The sequence below is a fragment of the Candidatus Eisenbacteria bacterium genome (assembly GCA_020847735.1).
Classification (GTDB): Bacteria; Eisenbacteria; RBG-16-71-46; order RBG-16-71-46; family RBG-16-71-46; genus CAIXRL01.
This window is the reverse complement of sequence record JADLBL010000006.1, coordinates 140,874-161,224: the sequence shown is the minus strand read 5'-3', so window position 1 is coordinate 161,224 and position 20,351 is coordinate 140,874. Positions and strand designations below refer to the sequence as shown.

Below are 20,351 nucleotides of genomic sequence, written 5' to 3'. Positions count from 1 at the left end.
ACGGCCCCGATACGGGGCGGGGACGATGCGCAGCATACACCGGCGGGGCGTCACCCGCGCACGGGAAATCCGCGCCCGGCCGCGCCCTCAGAGCTCGACCAGTTCGCCGTACGTCTCGGGGCGCCGGTCGCGGAAGAACTGCCAGGTGGCGCGCACCTCCTCGATCAGATCGAGGTCCATCTCGGCGACGACGAGCGCGTCGTCGTTCTCGTTCGCCTGCGCGAGGAAGTTGCCGCGCGGGTCCACGAAGTACGACGAGCCGTAGAACTTGCCGACGTTCCACGGCGGCTCGGTGCCGACGCGGTTGATGGCGCCGACGAAGTAGCCGTTGGCGACGGCGTGCGCCGGCTGTTCGAGCTTCCACAGGTACTGCGACAGGCCCGCCGCCGTGGCGCTCGGGTTGAAGACGATCTCGGCGCCGTTCAGGCCCAGCGCACGCGCGCCTTCGGGAAAGTGGCGGTCGTAGCAGATGTACACGCCGACCTTCGCGTAGCGCGTCTGGAAGACCGGGTAGCCGAGGTTGCCGGGCTTGAAGAAGAACTTCTCCCAGAACCCGCTGGTGTGCGGGATGTGGTTCTTGCGGTACTTGCCGAGGTAGCTCCCGTCGGCGTCGTAGACGGCCGCGGTGTTGTAGAGGACCCCCGGCATGTCCTTCTCGTACACCGGCACGACGACCGCCATCTTGTGCTTCGCGGCGATTTTCGCGACGGCGTCGGTCGTGGGCCCCGGAACGATCTCGGCCGCTTCGTACCAGCGCTTGTCCTGCCCCGGGCAGAAGTACGGGCCGTTGAAGATCTCCTGCAGGCAGAGGATCTGCACGCCCTTCCTGCCGGCCTCCTCGATGAGCGGCACGTGCTTGTCGAACATCGCCTGCTTGATCTTTTCGACGGGCTGCGATTCGTCGTTGAGCGGGTTGGCGCACTGAATCAGGCCGCCGATGAGCTTGCGGGGCATGGGAGTCTCCTGTTGGACATCACTCGAACGAGGTCACGGACGAAGCCTCTCACAAGACCTCGCGTCATTGAACTCCCGCCGGTTCGGCGTTTCCACCCGCGGGAAGGTTCCCCGGAGCCGAGACGGCCGCCGTCGTGTCGCGCTCGCAGCAGGTGACCCAGCCGCCGTTCCTCGGGCGGGTGCTGACCGCGCCCACGACCAGGCCGAGCGCGGCCGCGCCGAGCAGGATGCCTCCCGCGCGTGAATCCTGCTTCTGATACGCAAGGAGGCTTCCCAGCGCCCCGCCAAGGCTCGCAAGGAGGGCGATGGGCAGGCCGATCGCGAGGCCCACGAACGTTCCGGTCGCCGCGGCTTCGCCGGAGGTCGCGACGTTTCGCACCTCGACCTTCGAGATGTCGGCCCAGGCGACGAGCGTGTCGGTCGCGGGCCAGGGCTCGCTCAGCCCGCCTGATCCGCCGAATGCATGCGGAGTCCGGAACCGGACGCCCGGGTCCTCCAGCGCGACGTGGTCGGTCTCGACCGCACGGCCCGGAAGGTGCAGGCGCACGTGCCTCGCGTTGGCGCTGCACGCGCGCACGAGGTCGATCCAGTGGCGCTCCTCGCTCGTGCGAAGCGCGGAACGCTCCGGCGCGGGTGCGGCGCTGTCCGCTTTCGTGGAAGCGCTGTCGGCCGGCTGCGCGTATGCGCGCAGCGGCGCGAGCGCGAGCATCGCGACCAGGGCATGTGTCACGAGCGCGGCCGACTCGTTCAGGCGGGGCGGGTTCATGGGTAGAGCGGCCTCCATTCGGGATGGACGAAACCGATGAGCGCGCCGAGTCCCGCCATGCCGAGGCCGGCGGCGGCGGCGACGACCACGACGAAATGGTCGTCTGGCTCGGAGAGGTTCGGCCCCAGCGTCGCGACCGCGCCGGCGCCGACAGCACCGCCGATGAGGGCGCCGACCAGCAGACCCCGGGCGGCGCGGGGACGGGCGAGCGAGAGCGATTCGACTTCCGACCACGGCAGGATGCGTTCGGGTTCCGACGGGCCGGGGTCGTTCAGAACGACGAGCGCCGGACGACCCTCGGGATGGTCCACGCGGATGCCGTCGGCGCGCAACTCGACGCGGTGCAGGACCCTCGTCGCGGTGCGGGTGACGATCCGGACCTGCCGCGCCGAATCGCACGACGACTGCAGGCGAAGGCGCGTGAGCGAATCGGGAGGCGCGATCGCGCACGCGATGCCGGGCACGCTCATCACGAGCGCCGCGAACGCCGCCGCGCGCCGGAGCACATGCGGTCCGTCCCGTGCCGCGCAGGTCGTCGAGGTTCGGTTCGGAAGCATCACGGGAGGGTGTCCTCCATGCCCGGTGGGTGGTGGATCGCGCCGGGGCGCCGGCGCGCGATGGCGCAGCGCAGGCTGCGCCTTGCCGCGCCGAACGGAATCAACGCCGCGGACGCCGCCGGACCGACGCCCGGATACCGGCGCGGGAACCCTACACCCCGGCGCGGCGGGCCGGGCACGAAATCCTGTCCTCGTGCCCGCCGCGCCCTGCAGCGCGATCCGGGCAGGAGGCTCGCCCGCATGCGCGACCGAGCGGCGGACGGGCACCCGGCAGGAACCGCCGGGGCTCCGCCCGGCCCGGGCGGTTCCGCGCTTACTTCTCGCGGGGCCGAGACGCGGTGAAGTAGTGTCGGCGCCCTGACCTTCGCCCGAGCCGGCCGACCGTTCACCGGAGAAACCCGCATGAGCGCGCAGAGCCCCGCACCACCGTTCGTTCCCTACATCGCGCCGGAAACCTCGCTGCGCGAGTTCACCTGGCGCGGGGTGCTGGTCGGCAGCCTGCTCGGCGTGGTCTTCGGGGCGTCGTCGCTCTACCTGGTGCTCAAGGTCGGGCTCACGGTCAGCGCCTCGATCCCGGTGGCGGTCATTTCCATCACCTTCTTCAAGGCGCTGACGCTTTTCCGGGTCAAGGACGCGACGATCCTCGAGAACAACATCGTCCAGACGGCCGGCTCGGCGGGCGAGTCCATCGCCTTCGGGCTCGGGGTCACGATGCCGGCGATCCTGATCCTGGGCTACGACCTCGAGCTGACGCGCGTCGCGCTCGTCGCGGTGCTGGGCGGACTGCTCGGGATCCTGATGATGATCCCGCTGCGGCGCGCGCTGATCGTCAAGCAGCACGGCCGGCTCAAGTACCCCGAGGGCACCGCCTGCGCCGAAGTGCTCAAGGCGGGCGCCTCGGCCGAGTCGCGCGACGCGGCATCGGCCGAGGCGAAGGCCGAGGCGGCGAAGTCCGGCGCGCACGGCATCAGCGCGAAGACGATCTTCACCGGCTTCGGCATCGGGCTCGCGTACAAGTCGGCGATGTCGGCGTTCAAGCTGTGGAAGGACACGCCCGAGAAGGTGTTCGGCAAACCGTACGCGGCCGGCTCGGTGGCGGCCGAGATCTCGCCCGAGCTGCTCGGGGTCGGCTACATCATCGGCCCGAAGATCTCGGCGGTGATGTGCGGCGGCGGCGTGCTCGCCTACCTCGTGCTCATCCCGCTCATCAAGTTCTTCGGCGGCGGGCTGCTCGAGCCGCTCGCCCCGGGCACGAAGCTCATCTCCGAGATGGGCCCGAACGAGATCCGCGGCGCCTACGTCCTGTACATCGGCGCCGGCGCGGTCGCGGCGGGCGGCATCATTTCGCTGTTCCGCTCGCTGCCGCTCATCTGGCACGGGCTGCGCGAGGGGCTGAAGGACGTCGGCGGCGCGAAGGGGCCGGGCGCGCAGGTGAGCCGTGTCGAGCGCGACCTGAGCATGAAGTTCGTGCTCGTCGGCTGCGCGCTGCTGGTGCTCGCCATCCTGCTGTCTCCTTCGCTGCACATGAACCTGATCGGCGCGCTGCTGATCGTGCTGTTCGGCTTCCTGTTCGTGACCGTGTCGAGCCGGCTGACGGGCGAGATCGGATCGTCGTCGAATCCGATCTCGGGCATGACCGTGGCGACACTGCTGCTCACCTGCCTCATCTTCCTGCTCGTCGGCTGGACCGGGCAGCGCTGGTACGTCACCGCCCTGTCGGTGGGCGGCATCGTCTGCATCGCCGCCTCCAACGGCGGCACGACCTCGCAGGACCTGAAGACCGGCTTCCTCGTCGGGGCCACTCCGAGGTACCAGCAGATCGCGATCCTGGTCGGCGCGCTGCTGTCGGCGGTGGTGCTCGGCCCGATCCTGCTCAAGCTGAACGACGCGGCCACCGTCTACGTGCCGGCGTCCCAGGTGACGTCGGGAACGCTCGTGGCGGACGTCTCGAAGCTGACCGCGAAGCGCGAGGCGATCCGCGGCGAGCAGGCGCACGAGGACACGAAGACCTACCGCGTGTGGCACCGCGTGGACGACCGCGGCGGGCCTCCGGGCAAGTACCTGGTGGACGACTCGGGGCATCCGGTCTGGTACGTGGACCCGGGCATCAACGGCACCATCACGCGGCGCCCCGACGGCAGCACGGTGCGCAAGTTCGACGCGCCCAAGGCGACGCTGATGAGCTACATCATCAAGGGCATCCTCGACCGGCACCTGCCGTGGGGCCTGGTGTTGTTCGGGGTGATGATCGCGGTCGTCCTCGAGCTGTCCGGCATTCCGTCGCTGGCGTTCGCGGTCGGCGTCTACCTGCCGATCTCCTCCTCGTCGCCCATCCTGATCGGCGGGATGGTGCGCTGGCTGGTGGATCGCGCGCAGCGTGGGAAGCTCGCGCACCTGGCGCTGAGCGAGGCGGAGCTGCAGGCCGAAGGCGACAAGAGCCCCGGCGTGCTCATGGCTTCGGGCTACATCGCCGGCGGCGCGATCGCCGGCATCGTCATCGCCTACATGGCCGGCGCGCTGAGCCACGTGGACCAGGCGCTGTCGGAGTGGTCGGCCGCGCACAACCCGTTCTACGCCGGCGCGAAGGCCGACGTGCTGGCGCTGCTGCCGTTCGCCGCGCTGACGGCGCTGCTGCTGGCGACGGGGCTGGGGCGCGGGAAGACGCGCGGAACGGCCGATGGACGCTGACGGGAGCGGAACCGCGGCCCTCGCGAAGGGCATCCTCGAACTGCTGCGCGAAGCCTACGAGGGCGGGCGCCCGGGCGCGGGCACCGGCTTCGTCGAGAACACGCGGGCCGACGGCAGCGGGAACGGCGGACTGTTCGCGACGCTCGAGTCGCTGACCGCCGAGCAGGCTTCGCGCCCGATGGCGCACGGCACGAGCGTCGCCGCACATGCCTCGCACCTCGCGTACAGCCTCGAGGTGACGCTGCGCTGGCTGAACGGCGACCGCGGGCCGTTCGACTGGCTCGGCAGCTTCGAGCCGCGCGTCGTGGACGAACCGGGCTGGCGGGCCGCACGCGCTCGCATGCGCACGGCCTACGACGCCTTCGTCGCGTGGGCCGGCGGCCGCACCGAATGGGACGAGCATTCCGCCGGCGGGATCGCTGCCGGACTGGCGCACTCGGCGTACCACCTGGGCGCCATCCGTCAGATCGCGAAGCTGTCGCGATGAAAGCCGGCCGGACGCGCCCGGTCCGGGACCGCCTGGCGCACGCCGCGGCGCTCGCCTCCGGCGCGTTGCTGACGTTCGCCCTCGCGCGCTTCGCGGGCGAAGCCGCGCCCGCGCGCGCCGCGGCTCCCGCCGCGGGCACGGTGCTGCGCGAGGCGGTCGCGAGCGACGAGCCGGGCCGCACGCAGCGCAACGTCCGCATCTGGCTGCCGCCCGGCTACGATTCGCCCGCGGCCGTGAACCGCCGCTATCCGGTCGTGTTCCTGCTGCACGGCTGGCCGGGCTCGGACGGCAACTGGATGGAACTGGGTCACGCGCCCGAGATCGCCGATTCGCTCGCCGCGTCGGGCGCCATTCCCGAGGTGATCCTCGTCTTTCCGAACGGCAACGGCACGGGGCTCCTCGGGCGTTCGTACTGGATCGACTCCTACGACGGCCGCTGCCGGCTCGAGACGTGGCTCACGCGCACGCTGGTGCCGTGGGTGGACGGCCGCTTCCGCACGCGGCGCGAGCCGTCGGCGCGGGCGATCATCGGGCTGTCCGACGGCGCGAACGCGGCGTTCGACCTGTCGCTGCGCCACCCGGACCTGTTCGGCGCGGCCGCGGGCCACAGCGGCGACTACGTGCTCGAGAAGACGTTCGGCTGCGGCGCCATCTACGGCCCCGATCCCGGCGCGGACTCGATCCTGGCCGCGCACAGTCCCGCGCTCTACATCGGGCGGGTCGCGGACGTCGCGCGCCGGCTGCGCCTGTACGTGGACTGCGGCACCGGCGACGAGTCCATTTCGCTCACGCGCGCGTTCCACGCCAGGCTCGACTCGCTGCACATCGCGCACGAGTACCACGAGTTTCCGGGCTCGCACTCGTGGAGCTACTGGCGCCAGCACCTGCACCAGTCGCTGGTCGCGGTGACGGCCGGAATGCGCTGAACCCCCGGCTCGCGGACGGGCGAAGGCCCGGGCGATCCCCCGCCCGGGCCTTCGTGCGACGGTCGCGCGACCGTCAGGCCTGGTGGCTGTCGTGTGCCGCCACGACCTTCTCCATCGGGCGGCTCATCAGGAACAGCACGACGCCGGCCGCGACGCCGATGCCGGCCAGCATCAGGAAGAAGTGCGTCTTCGGCATCTTCGTGTAGAACGTGCCGAGATAGCCGGTCATGTAGTTGCCGATGAAGTTCGCGAGGAACCACACGCCCATCATCATGGACACGATGCGCGCGGGCGAGACCTTGGTCACGAACGACAGGCCGATCGGTGAGAGGTAGAGCTCGCCGAGCGTGAACACCGCGGTCGAGCCGGCGAGCCACAGGATGCTGCGGCGGGCGTCGGGCGCCATGCCGTTCGAGGCCGCGATCATGACGAGGAAACCGAGCCCCAGCAGGATGCAGCCGAGCGCCATCTTGGTCAGGCTCGTCGGCTCCTGCTTCTTCTTCGCCTGCTGCGCCCAGAACCAGGTCAGGGCCGGAGTGAAGAACCAGATCATGAAGGGGTTGAACGCCTGATACCAGGTCGAGGGCAGGGTGAAGCCGAAGATCGTCGGCCAGTGCGTGTTCTGGTCGGCCCAGACCTGCATGGTGTTGCCCTGCTGCTCGTACACGGCCCAGAACGCCGCGACGATCACGCACGCGACCACGATCGCGATGACGCGCGGCTTCTCGTCGCCCGGCAGGCGGACGATCCAGCCGATCGCCGAGACCACCGCGAGGATGGCGAGCGTGAGCGGGATCCAGGTGGGCAGCGTGAGCAGGAAGAGCAGCGCCAGGACGCCGACCGGCACGCCCACCAGATAGCCCACGAGCCCGATCAGCGGCGCGGTCGTGGACTGCGTCGGCGGCGGCTCGACGGGCAGCAGCTTCTGGTTCATGACGTAGAAGATCACGCCGAGCACCATGCCCACGCCGGCGGAGCCGAAGCCCCAGTTCCAACCGACCTTCTGCCCGAGCGTGCCGCAGACGAGCGGCGCGAGGAACGCGCCGACGTTGATGCCGACGTAGAAGATCGAGAACGCGCTGTCGCGCAGCCGGTCGCCGGGGGCGTAGAGCGCGCCCACCTGCGTCGAGATGTTGGGCTTGAAGCAGCCGTTGCCGAGGATGAGCATCAGCAGCCCGGGGAAGAACAGGTTCGGCGCCATCAGCAGGAACTGGCCGATGGCCATGATGACGCCGCCGATGATCACCGACTTGCGCCGGCCGATCAGCTTGTCCGCCATCAGGCCGCCGAACAGCGGCGTCAGGTAGACGAGGCCCGTGTACAGCCCGTAGATCCACGACTGCAGCGGCTGCGGCGTCCACGCGGCGTGGAACAGGTTCTGGAACACGCCGCTCACGAAGTTGAAGCCGAGCACCTCGCGGCCGACTTCCGGCTTCACGAACAGGAAGTTGAGCATGTACAGCGCGAGCAGGGACCGCATGCCGTAATAGCTCATGCGCTCCCACATCTCGGTCAGGAACAGCACGAACAGCCCTCGCGGGTGTCCGAGCCATTTGCCGCCATCACGGGGTGCGGCCGTGGCCAGCGTGGCGTTCGACATTCGGGATCTCCTCCGCCGGGATCGGGGTGGGAAACGCGACGCGGCAGGATAGTCCCGTGAGGGTGACGACCGCCACCGGCGGCGTCACGAACGCGGGCGACGGCGCGCCGGTCGCGCTTGCCGCCGCGGCGCGCGCGGCACTAGCTTTCGCGGGTTCCCGCTTCGCCCCGCCGGCCCGAACCCCCGGATGCCCCCCATGAAGACCCTGCTGAAGACCTCGGCGCTCGAGCGCTTCCTGCGCTACGTGACCTACGACACCCAGTCCGATCCCGACTCGGCGAGCGTGCCCAGCACCGCAAAGCAGCTCGTCCTGCTCGATGCGCTCGTCGCCGAGCTGAAGGCGCTGGGCCTCGCCGACGCGACACGCGACGAGTTCGGCATCGTCATGGCGACGCTGCCCGCGAACACGAAGAAGTCCGGGGTGCCGGTGATCGGCCTGCTCGCGCACGTGGACACCTCGCCCGAGATGAGCGGCGCCGGCGTCAAGCCGATCGTCCACCGCGCCTACGACGGCGGCGACCTCGCGCTGCCCGACGATCCCGCCGCCGTCATTCGCGCCGCGGACAACCCCGACCTCGCCGGCAAGCGGGGAGAGGACATCGTCACCGCCTCCGGCAGGACGCTTCTCGGCGCCGACGACAAGTCGGGCGTCGCGGTGATCATGGCGCTGCTCCAGCACCTCACCGAGCATCCCGAGATCGCGCACGGCACGCTGCGCGTCTCGTTCACGCCCGACGAGGAGGTCGGCCGGGGAGTGCGCAAGTTCGACATCCAGCGCTTCGGCGCGCACTGCGCGTACACCCTCGACGGCGCGGCGCTCGGCACCTACGAGGCCGAGACGTTCTCGGCCGACTCGATGAACGTGACCTTCCAGGGCTTCAACACGCATCCCGGCTTCGCGACCGGCAGGATGGTGAGCGCCATCAAGGTCGCGGCGGACTTCGTGAACCGCCTGCCCAAGGACGGCCTCGCGCCCGAGACCACCGCGGGCCGCGACGGCTTCGTGCACCCGCACGCCGTCGAGGCGTCGGTGGACCGCACGACCGTCAAGTTCATCATCCGCGACTTCGTCACCGCCGGGCTCGCGCAGAAGGAGTCGCTCGTCGAGAAGCTGGCGCGGCAGACCGTCGCCGACTGGCCCGGCTCGAGCGCGGCCGTCGAGGTCAAGCCCACCTATCGCAACATGCGCGAGGTGCTGGACCGCCACCCCGACGTGGTCGCCAACGCCCGCGAAGCCATCCGCCGCGCCGGCCTCGAACCCGTGGCCACCGCGATTCGCGGCGGCACCGACGGCTCGATCCTCTCGGAGATGGGCCTTCCGACCCCCAACCTCTTCACCGGCCAGCACAACTTCCACTCGCGCCTCGAGTGGATCAGCGCCCAGGACCTCGAACGCTCCGTCGAGACCTGCCTCGAACTCGTGAAGATCTGGGAGGAGCAGGCGTAGCTCAAGCGATCGAGCCCGGCGTCCGGCTTGTCAACACAAGCCGCGTTCGCTTCAGTGCGAAGCGCCCTCGAACGCCGCGTTGCCCGACGAGTGCCCCGGGAAATAGCTCGCCTTCGGGTCGCAGCGCATCTTCGCCGTGCAGACCGCCATCGTCGCCTCGCCGACGCCCGTCACGATCAGCTTGAGCTTGCCCGGATAGGTCGTGATGTCGCCCGCCGCCATGACGCCGGGAATGTTCGTTTCCATCTGCTGGTTCACCACCAGCGAGAGCTTCTCGATCGTCAGCCCCCAGGTGCGGATTGGTCCCAGGTTGGCGAGAAAGCCGAAGTTGACCACCACGTCGTCCACCTCGAGCGTCGTCTCCGCCTTCGTGCGGTTGTCGAACACCACCGCCTTCCAGATGCGGCCGTCCGGCCCCTCGACCAGGTCCTTGAGCTCGTGGAAGAGCACCACCCGCGCCGTCGAGGCGTGCAACTTCCGCACGCTGTCCTCGTGGGCGCGGAACGAGTCGCGGCGGTGGATGAGCGTCACCTCGCTCGCGATCTCCTCCAGGTGCAGCGCCCAGTCCACCGCCGAGTCGCCGCCGCCCACGACCAGGATGCGGCGGCCGCGGAAGCGTTCGAGGTTCGGGATCACGTAGTGCAGGCCCCTGCCTTCGAAGCGCGCGTGCTCCGGCCGGTCCAGCTTCTTCGGCGCGAACGCCCCGACGCCCGCCGTGATGATGACCGTCCGCGTGCGGTGGGTGCGGCCCGTCTCGGTGCCCAGTTCGAAGCCGCCCTCGACCGGCGTCAGAGTCGTGACCTTCTCCTCGAGGCAGATCGTCGGCGAGAACTGCTCGGCCTGCGCCGCCATCTCGCGCACCAGGTCGCGCGCCAGCACCTTCGGAAAGCCGGCCATGTCGAAGATGTACTTGTCCGGGTAGAGCGCCGAGAGCTGCCCGCCGAGTTCGGCGAGGCTGTCCACCAGCTTCGTGCGCATGCCGCGCATGCCGGCATAGAACGCGGCGAACAGGCCGACGGGCCCCGCACCGATGATGGTGACGTCGAACAGCTCGTCAACGGGGACGGCGGCGGGCTTGTCGTGGTTCATGGGACTCCCGTGGCTCGCTGGTTCGTGCGGTCGCGCCTTCCGCGCGGGACGTGAATGGCGCGGCAGTGTTCCAAAGCCCGGCGCGCGCGGCAAGCACCGATCGCGGCCACGCGCCCGGTCTCGCGACGGCGCGGGGGACGGTCGCCGGGGCCCCGACGGACGCGCGTGCGCCGGGGCGACGAACGCCGTCCGCACGCCGCAATTTCCGCTGGCCCCCGCGCCGGCTTTCCCGCACTCTCGGCGCTTCGCGCCGCGCCAGACCCAACACCGGAGGCTCCATGCGCAGAACCGCTCTCGCATTCCTCGCCGTCGCCGCGCTCGTGCTGACGTTCGCCCTCGGGCAGGGACCGCAGCGCGCGGATGCCCAGGGCCCGCCGCAGGGAGGACCGCCCCCCGTCGGCATGACCGGGATGCCCGTGGACAGCTTCGCCGCCGAACGCGACAGCATGATCAAGGTCATCCTCGCGGACCTCGGCGACCGCAGGAGCGCCCCGGCCGAGAGCGTGTTCAAGAACATCAAGAACATGCAGGGCGTGCCGGCCGAGCGGCTGCTCGGAGCCATGAACGGCTTTTCGCGCTCGCTGGGCGTGAGCTGCCGCTTCTGCCACGTCCCCGGCCACTGGAAGGACGAGGACAAGAAGCCCAAGGAAATCGCGCGCCAGATGATGAAGATGAGCGGCGCGATCAACGAGGACTACCTCGCCAAGATGGACTTCGGCGGGGACGACAAGCCGCACGTCGGCTGCATGACGTGCCACCGGGGCGAGAAGGAGCCCATGGCCGCCATGCGGCGGGCGATGCGCCGCGGCGGACCGGGCGGACCGGGCGGACCGCCTCCCGGCGATCGCCACTGAAACACGCGTAACGAAGCAGCGGCGCCACACGGCGCGGGAACCGCGCGGGTGCTACATTCCCCGCGCGGTTTCTTCGTCAGCGCCCGCGCGGCCCCCGGCACTCGAAAGAAGGAAGAATCCATGGCTTCGGTCCTCGACGTCGTCCTGCTCCTCGCCCTGCCCGCCTCGGGCAAGTCCGAAGTCCGGCGCTACCTGGCCAGCCTGACGCCCGCCCAGTGCGAGGGCGAAATGCACCTCGGGCCCACCGTGCAGCTCGACGACTACCCGTACGTGCACATGATGCGGCGCGTCAGCCAGGAGCTGCGCAAGCGCGGGCACGACGGCGTGTTCTTCGACTCCGACGACCTGCCCATGAAGCAGCCGCTCGACTGGGGCACGCTGATCGAGCTGCTCAATGGCGACTTCGCCGACCTGCTCGAGCGGCGCCGCCCGGCGCCCGCTTCGGCCGCGGCCTGGCTGCTCGACCGCTACGACGCCGCGCGCGCGGCGGTCGGCGCCGAGCCCGCCTTCGCGGCGCTGCCTGCACCGCTGCGCGCCGAGCTGATCGCCGCGCTCGAAAAGGAAGCCGCGGAGCTGCTGCGCGACAAGAACGCCGGCATTCCCGACTCGCTCGAGGGGCGCACGATCGTGATCGAGGCCGCGCGCGGCGGCCCCGACGGCTCGACGCCGCCGCTGCCGGCGCCGCTCGGCTACCAGTACTCGCTGGCCCGGTTCAGCGACGCCGTGCTGTCGCGCGCCTCCATCCTGTACGTGTGGGTGACGCCCGAGGAGTCGCGGCGCAAGAACCACGAGCGCACCGATCCGAACGACCCGGGCTCGATCCTCCACCACGGCGTGCCCATGGCCGTGATGCTCGGCGACTACGGCTGCGACGACATGGAGCACCTCATCCGCAACTCCGGCCGCCCCGACTCGGTCCGGGTCGAGACGCGCGGCAGGACGTACTACCTGCCGGTCGCGCGCTTCGACAACCGCGTGGACAAGACCTCGTTCGTGCGCGCCGAGCGCGATCAGTGGAAGCCCGCCGACGTCGCCGCGCTGCACTCCGGCCTGTCCGAGGCGCTGGGCCGACTCGCGCGCGTGGTGGCCGCCGGTTGAGCGCCGCTTCGCCGGCGCCGACGGGGAAGAGGAGCCCATGACGCACCGCAGGAAGCTCGCGATCCTGGTCGGCGGGGGACCCGCCCCCGGAATCAACAGCGTCATCGCGGCCGCGACGATCCGCGCGCTGCTCGAGGGCGTGGACGTTCTCGGCATCGAGGACGGCTTCGAATGGATCATGCGCGGCAACGTGGATCACGTCCGCCCGCTCACCATTGACGCCATCTCGCGCATCCACTTTCGCGGCGGCTCGCACATCGGCATCTCGCGCGCCAACCCCACGCGGGATCCCGAGCTGCTCGAGAACGCCGTGCTCTCGCTGCTCCGGCTGGGCGTCACGGATCTGATCACGATCGGCGGCGACGACACCGCCCTCTCGGCGATGAAGCTGGAGGAGAAGGCGGCCGGCCGCATTGACGTGGTGCACGTGCCCAAGTCCATTGACAACGACCTCGACCTGCCGTCGTACGTGGACACGTTCGGCTACCAGACCGCGCGGCACATCGGCGTCGAGCTCGTGAAGAACATCATGGTGGACGCCAAGACGACCTCGCGCTGGTACTTCATCATCGCGATGGGCCGCAAGGCCGGCCACCTCGCGCTCGGCATCGGCAAGGCGGCGGGCGCGACGCTGACGCTCGTGCCCGAGGAGTTCCCGTCCCAGCCGATCCGACTGAAGGTGCTGGTGGACACGCTGGTCTGCTCGATCATCAAGCGGCGCGCCTACGGCCGGCGCGACGGCGTCGCGGTGATCGCAGAGGGCGTCGTGCTGAGCATCGACCCGAGGGACTTCGAGGGCTTCGAGGACGTCGAACGCGACGCGCACGGCCACGTGCGGATCGCCGAGGTGAACATCGGCGAGATGCTCAAGCGCGCCGTGCAGAAGCGGCTCGCGGAGTTCGGCCTCTCGGCCACCATCGTCGAGAAGAACATCGGCTACGAGCTGCGCTGCGCGGACCCGGTGCCGCAGGACATGGAATACACGCGCGACCTGGGCTACTGCGCCGCCAAGTACCTGCTCGAGGGCGGCAACTCGGTTCTGGTCTCGATCCAGTCGGGACAGTTCGTGCCGATCCCGTTCAAGGACCTGTTCGACCCCGTCTCCGGCCGGGCCCGCACGCGCGTCGTGGACATCCACTCGACGCGCTACGCGATCGCTCGCCGCTACATGATCCGCCTGCGCCGCGACGATTTCGCGGACGAGCACGAGCTGGCGCGCTTCGCCGCGACCGCGAAGCTGTCGCTCGAGGAGTTCCGCGAGCAGTTCGAGTACCTGATCCAGGACGAGCCGCCGGGGATCCACCTGTTCGACCAGAACCTGGCGAAGGCCCTGCGCGAATCGAGCGCCGCCCGCGCCGCCGCCGGCGCCCCCTCGGCCGCGGCGTCGGCGGCCAAGGGCGGGGACTAGGCGCCGGGAACGCGGCGGGCCGCCCGCCGTCCCGCGTCACCCCGCGGGCTGCTGCTGCGTCAGGCAGTGGATCGCGCCGAGGCCCCAGATGAGTTCGTGGCAGTCGATGCCGACGACGTGGTGTCGCGGCAGGGCCTTCGCCAGCGTCGCCAGCGCGACGCGTTCGCTGCGCCGGTCGCGGAACGTGGGCACGAGCACGGCGCCGTTCACGAACAGGAAGTTGAGGTAGGTCGCGGGCAGGCGCTGGCCTTCGCGCTCCACGCGCTTCGGCATCGGCAGCGTCACGATCCCGAACGGCCGCCCGGCCGGGTCGCGCAGCTTCGTGAGGCGGCGCAGGTTCTCGCGCAGCACGGCGTGGTTCGGGTCGCGCGGGTCGTCCTCGATCGCGGTGACGATCGTGCGCTCGTCCACGAACCGCGCGAGGTCGTCCACGTGGCCGTCGGTGTCGTCGCCCTCGATGCCCTCGCCGAGCCACAGCACCTGCCGCTGCCCGTACCACTCGCGCAGGAACCTCTCGACCTGGCGCTTCGACATGCGGGGGTTGCGGTTCGGATTCAGCAGCACGCTCTCGGTGGTCAGCACCGAACCGGCGCCGTTGAAATCCACGGCGCCGCCCTCCATCACCACCGGCGTGCGGAACAGCGGCAGGCCGAGCAGTCCCGCGAGGCGCGTGGGCACGGCGTCGTCGGCGTCGTACGGCGGATACTTGCCGCCCCAGGCGTTGTAGCCGAAGTCCACGATCGCGAGCTTCCGCGCGCCGCGCGCGCCTCGCTTCACGACGAACGCCGGCCCGTGATCGCGGCACCAGCACTCGTTGGTCGGGACGTGGAAGAACTGGACGCGCCCGAGCGGGCAGCCGAACGCGCGCAGTTGCTCGCGCGCGAGGCGCTCCCAGTTCGCGTTCGGCACGTTGATCCGCACGCGCTCACGCGCGGCGATCTCGCGCACGATCGCGGCCAGCACCGCCGGCACCGCGTGCCAGCGGCCGGGAAACGAGATGCCCTCGGGCCGCGGCCACGAGAGCCACACGGCGCTCTGGCGCTCCCATTCGGCCGGGAACGAGTAGCCGAGCCCGGCGGGCGTGCCGGCGAGCGGGCGCGGTTCGCGGTTCGCGGCGGTCATGTTCGCGATCTCGCGGGCCTCGTCGCGGAGCGGATCGTCAGCGGCGGTCCACGAAGCGCTTCGTGAGATCGCCGTAGGCGTCAATGCGCCGGTCGCGCAGGAACGGCCAGTGCGTGCGGAACGCCTCGACGCGCCCGAGATCGAGGTCGGCGACGAGCGCTTCCTCGCGGCCGACCGAGGCCTTCGCCACGATCTGTCCGTCGGGCGCGGCGATGAACGACTGGCCCCAGAACTCGATGCCGTCCGGGTTCACGTGCCGGCCGTCCGCGCCCGCGACCTTCTCGAGGCCGATGCGGTTCGGCGAGCACACGAAGCAGCCGTTGGCGACGGCGTGCGAACGCTGGATCAGCTCCCACGACTCGTGCTGGGCCTTTCCGTACTTCCGCTTCTCGGACGGGTGCCAGCCGATGGCGGTCGGGTAGAAGAGGATCTCGGCGCCCTGCATGGCGGTGAGCCGTGCGCCTTCGGGGAACCACTGGTCCCAGCAGACGAGCACGCCGATCGCGGCGTGCCGGGTCTTCCAGGCGCGGAAGCCGGTGTCGCCGGGCGTGAAGTAGAACTTCTCGTAGTAGAGCGGGTCGTCGGGTATGTGCATCTTGCGGTAGATGCCCAGCAGCGAGCCGTCGGCGTCGATCACCGCGGCGGTGTTGTGGTACAGGCCGGCCGCGCGCCGCTCGAACAGGCTCGCCACGATCACCGTGCCGTGTTTCCTGGCGACCTTCGCCAGCGCGTCGGTGCTCGGGCCGGGGATCTTCTCGGCGAGCCGGAAGAACGAATGGTCCTCGCTCTGGCAGAAGTACTGGCTCGCGAACAGCTCCTGCGTGCACAGGATCTTCGCGCCGCCGCGGGCCGCGCCCTCGAGCAGCGCGATCTGCCGGGCCAGGTTCTTCTTCGGGTCGGGGCCGCAGGCCATCTGCGTGATCGCCACGCGCACGACGCCCGAATCGCGCCTGGGCCGGGTGGTGCGGGAGCGTTTCGTCATGCGGCGCAGAATAGGGGAGGCGCGCGGGCCGCGCCAAGCATTCGCGCCGCGTTGGGAGCACGGCGGCGGGCGGTCAGCCCCGGGGCTTGCGCAGCCGCACGTCCACCTGCGTTTCGATCCGCGCGAACTCCTCGAGCAGCGCGCGCAGGTCGGCGTCGAGGGCCGCGCGCCGGTCCCACAGGCGCTTGAGCGCGGCGCGATCGAGCGCGCTGGCCTCGTTCCACCAGTGCGAGGCACGCAACTGGGCTTCGAGCGCGGCCGCCTCGTCGGACTCGACCGTCTTGCGCGGAAAGACGACGGACTCGCCCGCGCGGACCGTGGCCTCGCGTTCGCTGCCCGCGACCACCTCGACGCCCTCGCGGGCGGCGAAGTCGGCCAGGGCCTGCCGGATCTCGGCGATCTCGCCTTCGAGCTCGTCGAGGGCGGCCCGCAACTCCTTCCGCTTCGCCTCGCGTTCCGTCCAGGCGTCCACCAGCCGGACGCCCGGTTCCTTCGCGAACCGCGCCGGCGTCAGCTCCGCCACCCTGAAGAGGTGCTTGCGGGCCGGGCAGATCTGCTGGAACGCGCACCAGTCGCACAGCCGCGACTCGTGGATGGGGAAGGCGGCTTCGTCCTTCGCCCGCGACTGGGCGTCGGCGATGGTGGCGAGCGCTTCGCCGCGCAGGGCCCCGAGCTGATCCGGCGTGCGGTGGCTGGTGATCGAGACGCCGAACTTGAGGAAGTGCCAGACGAGCTCGACCCGCTCGGCGGTGGGCCACATGCGGCGCACTCCGATCTCGTAGTAGGCGAGCTGCGGGTCGGCATCCTTGTCCTGCTGCGTGGGCAGCCTGCGGCTGGTCTTGTAATCGTGGATGCGCCACGTTCCGTCGGGGGCGATCTCGAGCCGGTCCACGAATCCCCGCATCCGCACGGCGCCCTCGTCGTCGAGCGGAAAGGTGATTCGTTGCTCGAGGCCGACGATGCGCCCGCCGGCGAAGGGCGCGTGCTGCCGGTGGTAGAGGGCGAGCCAGCCTTCGGCCTCGGCGCGCTGCTCGAGCGGAGCGCGGCCGTCGGCGGGCGAGACGATGTCGTCGTTCCACCCGGCGTCCCACGCTTCGCGGAACCAGGCGAGCAGTTGGTCCTCGCCGGGCACGCGCCCGCGCCGCACCTCGAGGTAAAGGTGCTCGAGCGCGTCGTGCGCGCACGAGCCGAGGAAGGCCTCGATGCCTTCGGGCTCGCGCGGAAGCTTCACGCGTGCGACGTACTGGTAGAAGTACTTCCGGGCGCACTGCCGGAAGGTCTCGATGCGCGTATGGGACCAGGTGGACATGGGCGCTCCGGGCCGGGCGACTTTCGCGGGCGGGCGCAGCATAGTCGGAATCGCGCGCGAAGACCGGCGCCGGGCGCGGCCCGTGGCGCGGAGGGGCGACGCGTCGCGGGCCCGCGCGGCGCGCCGGGCTTGCGCGCCCCGCCGGAGCGCGGCAGGCTGTGCCCCTCTCCGCCGGAGTCGCGGGCGGTGTGAACCGAGTTGGGAGAGGGCCCGATGCTGCTCGATCCGGCCGGCGTCCCCGGCCCCGAGATGTACCGCTTCCTGATCAGCGCGGTGGTGCCGCGCCCGATCGCGTTCGTCTCGACGCGCGGCGCCGATGGCGTCGTCAACCTGGCGCCGTTTTCGTACTTCAACAGCATCTCGAGCGTCCCGCCGCTCGTCGGCATCGCGATCGTGGACCGGCCCGGCGACGACAAGGACACGCTGCGCAACGTCCGCGAGACCGGCGAGTTCGTCGTCAACCTCGTCTGCGAACCCATGCTGCCCGCGATGGCGAGGACGGCGGGCGAGTGGCCGCGGGGCACCAGCGAGTTCGAAGTCTCGGGGCTGACGCCGTCGCCCTCGGAGCGCGTCGCCCCGCCCGGCGTCGCCGAATCGCCGATTCAGCTCGAGTGCCGGCTGCACCGCGAGATTCCGCTCGGCAACAGCATCCTCGTCGTCGGCGAGGTGGTGCTCGCCCGCGTCAGCGACGAGGTGCTGACGGAAGGACGGGTGGACCCGCTCAAGCTCAGGCCGGTCGGACGCCTGGGCGGCGAGTACTACTCGCTGCTGCGCGAGGTCGTGAAGGAGAACCGTCCACGCGTCTCACGCGCGACCGGTTCGCCGCTCGGATGAAACGCGGCGCCGCTGTCGGAGCCGCCCTCGCGTGCGCGCTCGCCGTGGCGCTGGTCGCCGGCGCCCGGGCGGTGAACGCGGAGGACCTGCTCGACCGCTACGCGGCGACCGACCGATTCCGCTCCGGCCAGCCGCGCACGCCGGTCGTGACGCCGGACGGCCGCGAGGTGCTGTTCCTGCGTTCGGGCCCGCGCGACCGGATGAACACGCTCTGGTCGCTGGACCTGCGCACGGGCCGCGAGCGCGAGCTGCTGTCGGCGGGTGCGCTGCTGCACGGCGCCCCCGAAACGCTCAGCGTCGCCGAACGCGCCCGGCGCGAGCGGCTGCGGCTTTCGGCCCGCGGGCTCGTGTCGTTTTCGCTCGCGCGCGACGGCCGCCGGGTGCTGGTCCCGTTCTCGGGGAGGTTGTTCGTGTACGACCTGGGCGGCGGCGCGGCGCGCGAGGTCTCGCCGAACCGCCCGGCCGCGAGTGAGGCGCGCTTTTCGCCCGACGGTTCCCTGATCGCCTGCGTCCGCGAGGGCGATCTGTGGGTGGTGGACGCCGCCACGGGGCTCGAGCGCCGGCTGACCTCGCACGAAGGCGACCGCGTCAACTGGGGCACGCCCGAGTTCGTCGCGCAGGAGGAAATGGGCCGCTTCGAGGGCTACTGGTGGAGCCCCGATTCGCGCCGCCTGCTCGTGCAACGCACCGACGAGTCGGGCGTCGAGCGCATGCGCATCTCCGATCCCTACCGGCCCGAGGCCCCTCCCGTGGAGTTCGCCTACCCGCGCGCGGGGCGCGCGAACGCGGTGGTGACGCTGGCGGTCGTCGCGTCCGGCGGTGGCGCGCCGGTCGGGATCGAGTGGGATCGCGCGAAGTATCCGTACCTGTGCAGGGCGACATGGCCCGACGCGGGCCCGCCGACGATCGTGGTGATGAATCGCGAGCAGACCGAACTGGCGGTGCTCGCCTGCGATCCCGGCACGGGCACGACGCGCACGCTGCTCGTCGAGCGCGACCCGGCGTGGCTGAACCTGTCCGCGGGCGTGCCGCGCTGGATCGAAGGCGGTCGGGCCTTCCTGTGGATCGCCGAGCGGGACGACTCCGGCCCGTGGCTCGAGCTGCGCGGCGCGGACGGCGGGCTGCTCGGCCGGCTGACGCCCGCGGGCCTGCGCGTGAGCGCGCTGAAGGGCGTGGACGAGGCGCATGGCATCGCCTGGATCGAGGCGACGAGGGAGCCGGACGAAATGGGCGTCTGGCGCGTGTGGCTCAAGGCCCGGCGCGCTCCGGAGCCGCTGGCGCTGGGGAAGGGCGTGCATGGCATCGAGTCCGCGAGCGGGGCGGCGCCGCGGGTCGTGACGGTCCGGCCGGAACGGGGGCCGGCGCGCTGGCAGGTCGTGGACGCCGACGGGCGCGTGCGCGGCAGCGTGCGTTCGGTCGCGGAGCGGCCCGTTCCCGAACCTTCGCCCGAGTTCACGCTCGTGGGCCCCGATTCGCTGCGCGCCTGCATCGTCCGGCCGCACGACTTCGACCCGGGCCGCCGCTATCCGGTCGTAGACTGGGCGTACGGCGGGCCGCGTTCGCTGACCGTGCAGCGCGACGCCGACCGCTACGTGCTGCAGCAGTGGCTGGCCGACCAGGGCTTCATCGTCGTCTCGCTCGATGGCCGCGGCACGCCCAGGCGCGGGCGCTCCTGGGAGCGCGCGATCCGCGGCGACCTGATCGGCCCGGCGCTCGCCGATCATGTCCGCGGCCTGCGCGATCTGGTCGCACGTCATCCCGAGATGGACCCGGAGCGAATCGGCGTGACCGGCTGGTCGTTCGGCGGTTACTTCGCGGTGCTGGCGGTCGAGCGCGAGGGCGGGACCTACCGCGCGGCGGTGGCGGGCGCCCCGGTCGTGGACTGGCGCGACTACGACACGTTCTATACGGAGCGGTACCTCGGTCTGCCGCAGGCCGACTCCGCCGCCTACGCCCGCAGCTCCGCGCTGACCGACGCCGCGAAGCTGTCCCGGCCGCTGCTGGTCGTGCACGGCACGGCCGACGACAACGTCTACTTCTTCAACACGCTCAAGCTCGCCGACGCGCTCAACCGCGCCGGGCGGGACTGGTCGCTGCTGCCGCTGCCCGGACAGACGCACGGCGTCGTCGGACCCGAGCAGGTGCGGCAGGTGTACGGGCGCCTCGCCGGCTTCTTCCTTCGCGAGCTGGGCCCGCCGACGGACGCGGCCCCTCCGCGGCCCTGAGGCAC

17 protein-coding genes are annotated in these 20,351 nt (G+C 71.1%); 9 read left to right on the top strand and 8 right to left on the bottom strand.

Annotated elements, in window-relative coordinates; all coding sequences use genetic code 11:
• Positions 1-87: 87 nt before the first annotated feature.
• The 3 genes from IT347_03190 to IT347_03180 form a co-directional block, all read right to left on the bottom strand.
• Positions 88-954: an acyltransferase gene (locus IT347_03190; GenBank protein MCC6348580.1), complete on the bottom strand. Its 867-nt coding sequence runs from the start codon at positions 952-954 to the stop codon at positions 88-90.
• A 64-nt stretch (positions 955-1,018) separates the two neighbouring features.
• Entirely contained in the window at positions 1,019-1,720 is a 702-nt protein-coding gene (locus IT347_03185) for a hypothetical protein (protein ID MCC6348579.1), read from the bottom strand.
• A complete protein-coding gene (locus tag IT347_03180; GenBank protein ID MCC6348578.1) occupies positions 1,717-2,277 on the bottom strand; it encodes a hypothetical protein in 561 nt (186 codons plus the stop codon). Before IT347_03180 ends, IT347_03185 begins: the two co-directional genes overlap by 4 nt.
• Before the next feature lie 402 nt (positions 2,278-2,679).
• Here IT347_03180 and IT347_03175 point away from each other — a divergent pair, with 402 nt between their 5' ends.
• The 3 genes from IT347_03175 to IT347_03165 are packed head-to-tail and all read left to right on the top strand — an operon-like array spanning position 2,680 to position 6,378.
• On the top strand, positions 2,680-4,965 hold the full coding sequence (locus tag IT347_03175) for an oligopeptide transporter, OPT family (protein MCC6348577.1): 2,286 nt from the start codon (positions 2,680-2,682) through the stop codon (positions 4,963-4,965).
• On the top strand, positions 4,955-5,452 hold the full coding sequence (locus IT347_03170; GenBank protein ID MCC6348576.1) for a DinB family protein: 498 nt from the start codon (positions 4,955-4,957) through the stop codon (positions 5,450-5,452). The genes IT347_03175 and IT347_03170 overlap by 11 nt, the downstream gene beginning before the upstream one ends.
• Positions 5,449-6,378 carry a hypothetical protein gene (locus IT347_03165; protein MCC6348575.1) on the top strand — a complete coding sequence of 310 codons (930 nt, stop codon included), beginning with the start codon at positions 5,449-5,451 and terminating at the stop codon, positions 6,376-6,378. The genes IT347_03170 and IT347_03165 overlap by 4 nt, the downstream gene beginning before the upstream one ends.
• A gap of 73 nt (positions 6,379-6,451) precedes the next feature.
• On the opposite strand, the gene IT347_03160 is transcribed toward IT347_03165, so the two are convergent.
• Positions 6,452-7,978 (bottom strand): peptide MFS transporter, encoded by a 1,527-nt coding sequence (locus IT347_03160; GenBank protein ID MCC6348574.1) that lies wholly within the window; start codon positions 7,976-7,978, stop codon positions 6,452-6,454.
• A 196-nt stretch (positions 7,979-8,174) separates the two neighbouring features.
• On the opposite strand from IT347_03160, the gene pepT reads away from it, so the two are divergent.
• On the top strand, positions 8,175-9,425 hold the full coding sequence (pepT, locus tag IT347_03155) for a peptidase T (protein MCC6348573.1): 1,251 nt from the start codon (positions 8,175-8,177) through the stop codon (positions 9,423-9,425).
• Between the two features lie 51 nt (positions 9,426-9,476).
• Here the strand turns inward: pepT and IT347_03150 are convergent, their stop codons facing one another.
• Positions 9,477-10,514: an NAD(P)/FAD-dependent oxidoreductase gene (locus tag IT347_03150; protein ID MCC6348572.1), complete on the bottom strand. Its 1,038-nt coding sequence runs from the start codon at positions 10,512-10,514 to the stop codon at positions 9,477-9,479.
• 278 nt (positions 10,515-10,792) lie between these two features.
• On the opposite strand from IT347_03150, the gene IT347_03145 reads away from it, so the two are divergent.
• The 3 genes from IT347_03145 to IT347_03135 all read left to right on the top strand — a co-directional run bounded on the left by IT347_03145 (position 10,793) and on the right by IT347_03135 (position 13,874).
• Positions 10,793-11,368 carry a c-type cytochrome gene (locus IT347_03145; GenBank protein ID MCC6348571.1) on the top strand — a complete coding sequence of 192 codons (576 nt, stop codon included), beginning with the start codon at positions 10,793-10,795 and terminating at the stop codon, positions 11,366-11,368.
• A 120-nt stretch (positions 11,369-11,488) separates the two neighbouring features.
• Positions 11,489-12,466 carry a hypothetical protein gene (locus IT347_03140; protein ID MCC6348570.1) on the top strand — a complete coding sequence of 326 codons (978 nt, stop codon included), beginning with the start codon at positions 11,489-11,491 and terminating at the stop codon, positions 12,464-12,466.
• A 37-nt stretch (positions 12,467-12,503) separates the two neighbouring features.
• The gene (locus tag IT347_03135) at positions 12,504-13,874 is read left to right on the top strand and encodes a 6-phosphofructokinase (protein ID MCC6348569.1); all 1,371 of its coding nucleotides are present in this window, start codon (positions 12,504-12,506) and stop codon (positions 13,872-13,874) included.
• Between the two features lie 36 nt (positions 13,875-13,910).
• Here IT347_03135 and IT347_03130 read toward each other — a convergent pair whose 3' ends face one another.
• The 3 genes from IT347_03130 to IT347_03120 form a co-directional block, all read right to left on the bottom strand.
• Entirely contained in the window at positions 13,911-14,996 is a 1,086-nt protein-coding gene (locus tag IT347_03130; GenBank protein MCC6348568.1) for an agmatine deiminase family protein, read from the bottom strand.
• Between the two features lie 37 nt (positions 14,997-15,033).
• Complete coding sequence (locus IT347_03125; GenBank protein MCC6348567.1) at positions 15,034-15,978, bottom strand: carbon-nitrogen hydrolase; 945 nt, start codon at positions 15,976-15,978, stop codon at positions 15,034-15,036.
• 73 nt (positions 15,979-16,051) lie between these two features.
• A complete protein-coding gene (locus tag IT347_03120; GenBank protein MCC6348566.1) occupies positions 16,052-17,287 on the bottom strand; it encodes a PD-(D/E)XK nuclease family protein in 1,236 nt (411 codons plus the stop codon).
• Positions 17,288-17,500: 213 nt separating this feature from the next.
• Here IT347_03120 and IT347_03115 point away from each other — a divergent pair, with 213 nt between their 5' ends.
• Entirely contained in the window at positions 17,501-18,121 is a 621-nt protein-coding gene (locus tag IT347_03115) for a flavin reductase family protein (GenBank protein ID MCC6348565.1), read from the top strand.
• Positions 18,118-20,346 (top strand): DPP IV N-terminal domain-containing protein, encoded by a 2,229-nt coding sequence (locus IT347_03110; protein MCC6348564.1) that lies wholly within the window; start codon positions 18,118-18,120, stop codon positions 20,344-20,346. The genes IT347_03115 and IT347_03110 overlap by 4 nt, the downstream gene beginning before the upstream one ends.
• Positions 20,347-20,351: the final 5 nt, after the last annotated feature.